This is a genomic window from Enterobacter sp. CM29 (assembly GCF_013179605.1).
Classification (GTDB): domain Bacteria; phylum Pseudomonadota; class Gammaproteobacteria; order Enterobacterales; family Enterobacteriaceae; genus Enterobacter; species Enterobacter intestinihominis.
Genome location: NZ_JABMCU010000320.1, coordinates 1 through 2,278, shown reverse-complemented (window position 1 = coordinate 2,278; position 2,278 = coordinate 1). Strand labels below are relative to the sequence as shown.

Here is a 2,278-nt window from a genome sequence, read left to right as displayed (position 1 = left end):
TGTCATTTGCTGAGCCCGCCTCGGATATTAAAACCTGCGATCATTATCAGCAATTTCCGCTCTATTTAGGCGGCGAGACGCATGAACATTATGGTATTCCGCACGGTTTCAGCTCGCGTATGGCGCTGGAGCGTTTTCTGAAAGGGCTGTTTGGCGACGTACAATAACTCAGCGACTGGCATGAGCCAGTCGCCTTATCTTACGCTTTTGCCTGGCTATAAGGGCTGACTTTAAACAGGCGGCGGCAGTAGTCAAGGAAGTAACCGTACACCGCACCCATCAGCATAGATACCACGATATTTGAACTTACCGCGGCGGCGATTTGATGCCAGTCTGCGCCCACCGTCAGCAAAATAACCACATACACCGGGGACTGGAACGTCACGTAAGCCAGCACGTCCGCCAGGTTTTTTACCCAACCTGCCGGGCTAATACGCCGGGCGAAACGCATCACCGCATCGCGATACATTCCGTACGGCCAGGCAATCATGATATTCACCGGAATGGCCACCAGGCGCGATGAGAGGGACTGCTCAAAGGTCATTCCGGACAGGAAAATTTCAATCAGCATGTTTACGACGGAACAGTAAACGACCATCGCGAACGTATCCGCTACCGCATGGCGCAGGCGAGACTGCGGTGAGAACATGTCTGAACTCCTCGAACAGGACAAAAAAGTGGCGTTTTTACCTGCGGCGTTTAGTGCTTTAGGTTGGTTTGTTTTGAGTGTATAGCGTATCCCTCTGGCTTTTAACTAACAAGTAGTGATTAATTTTTATTTATGGGCGCTTTGTCCATAAAATTCTCTAAAGTTGGCTGTTTTTTGTGCGAGTCGTTATTTTCTTTCCCATTCACCGTTTTATTAAACGAAATCAAACTATTAGCTTATCTGAGCAAGCGTATAACGTTTGTTATTCGGAGGATGCCGGGCGGTTTTTTGAACGGCATTAAACAGGGATTTTTGACCAGGTGCAGGACGGAATATTACGCATTAAAACTGACAGGTTATTCGGGGTTATATTAACGGGATATTCTAAAACATTTACAATAATGTCAAAACGACAGAGTGGGTAGATATCAGAACAAAAATCAATTATTCTGTTGCCTGATTTATGTTATACACACGAAGAAAGGTTTCTCATTATTATGGCTTTAACGTTACAGAATCTTAATAATATCCGTACCCTCCGGGCGCTGGCGCGTGAATTATCCATGGATGTTCTGGAAGAAGTGCTGGAAAAAGTTCGGATTGTCACAGAAGAAAAACGCAGCGAGCAGGCTGAATTAGAGCGTCAGCGCGCTGAACAGCAGGATAAAATTAATGCTCTGCTGGAACTGATGAAGGCAGACGGTATTTCCCCGAGCGATCTGTTAGGCGGAGAACTGGCTCATGCGGGCCAGCCGGCTAAAAAACGTAAAGCGCGTGCGGCGAAATATCGTTTCATCGACGCGAACGGTGAAGAGAAAACGTGGACCGGTCAGGGACGTACGCCAAAGCCAATTGCGAACGCACTGGCAAACGGTAAATCGCTGGACGATTTCCTGATCTGATGATTATTCGGGCGGTGTATTCCGCCCGATTATTGACTTAGCAGACGCCAAAGTCACCTTCTTCGGAGTACAGAACTACGTCCGCCACTTTCAGGTGATATTTCTCGCCCTGCTCATTGCTGGCCTGCACGGCCACAATGTTTTCACCATTTACTTCGAGCACTTTCAGTTTCGGACCGCCCTGACGCGGTTGGACATAATCACCGACAGAAAACATAGCACCTCCTCATCATTGTCACGATCTTCACCATAGCCCACGTCCGGGGCGGGGTACAGCCTAATCTTTCAGATACCCCTTATCAGGTACGTCGGTTCCACGGCATCACTTTCAGCAGTCGCGCCATACCGCAAAAACCTGTCACTCCGGCGAACAGCAGCCCGGCGCCCACAAAACCGCTTAGCAGGAAAAAGCCGCTGGAGACGCTGTAACCCAGCACCACGCCGCAGAGAATCAGCAGCCCGGCGGCGATCTGCACCTGACGCATCAGCGGAAGCGGCTGCGATTTATCTTCAACGGTCAGCAGCCCGGCCTGCTTCCAGCCCTGAATGCCTCCCTCAACCACAAAGGCGTTCGCAGGGGACGCTGCCCGGGCAAGACGAGCATCATTGTTTGCGGTTCTTGCGCCAGACTGACAGTGGAAAATCACCGTTTCTCCCGGCGCTGCGTTAAGCCCGCCGGGTAACGAATCCAGCGGAATGGAGTGCGCCACTGGAATATGCTCGCGGG

The 2,278-nt window shown here is 50.4% G+C and carries 5 protein-coding genes; 2 read left to right on the top strand and 3 right to left on the bottom strand.

The annotated features are described in order from the left end of the window. A partial coding sequence (locus HP459_RS22545) for a DUF2002 family protein (RefSeq protein WP_171936884.1) occupies nucleotides 1–167 on the top strand: 167 nt, incomplete at its 5' end. A gap of 32 nt (nucleotides 168–199) precedes the next feature. Here HP459_RS22545 and alaE read toward each other — a convergent pair. Then, nucleotides 200–649, bottom strand: coding sequence for an L-alanine exporter AlaE (gene alaE, locus HP459_RS22540; protein ID WP_022649127.1), 450 nt, complete (start codon nucleotides 647–649; stop codon nucleotides 200–202). A 497-nt stretch (nucleotides 650–1,146) separates the two neighbouring features. On the opposite strand from alaE, the gene stpA reads away from it, so the two are divergent. Beyond that, the gene (gene stpA, locus HP459_RS22535; protein ID WP_022649126.1) at nucleotides 1,147–1,551 is read left to right on the top strand and encodes a DNA-binding protein StpA; all 405 of its coding nucleotides are present in this window, start codon (nucleotides 1,147–1,149) and stop codon (nucleotides 1,549–1,551) included. A gap of 37 nt (nucleotides 1,552–1,588) precedes the next feature. Here the strand turns inward: stpA and HP459_RS22530 are convergent, their stop codons facing one another. Both HP459_RS22530 and HP459_RS22525 read right to left on the bottom strand, forming a co-directional pair. Further along, nucleotides 1,589–1,768, bottom strand: coding sequence for a hypothetical protein (locus tag HP459_RS22530; protein ID WP_045308450.1), 180 nt, complete (start codon nucleotides 1,766–1,768; stop codon nucleotides 1,589–1,591). Nucleotides 1,769–1,850: 82 nt separating this feature from the next. Beyond that, a partial coding sequence (locus HP459_RS22525) for a rhodanese family protein (RefSeq protein WP_253939675.1) occupies nucleotides 1,851–2,278 on the bottom strand: 428 nt, incomplete at its 5' end.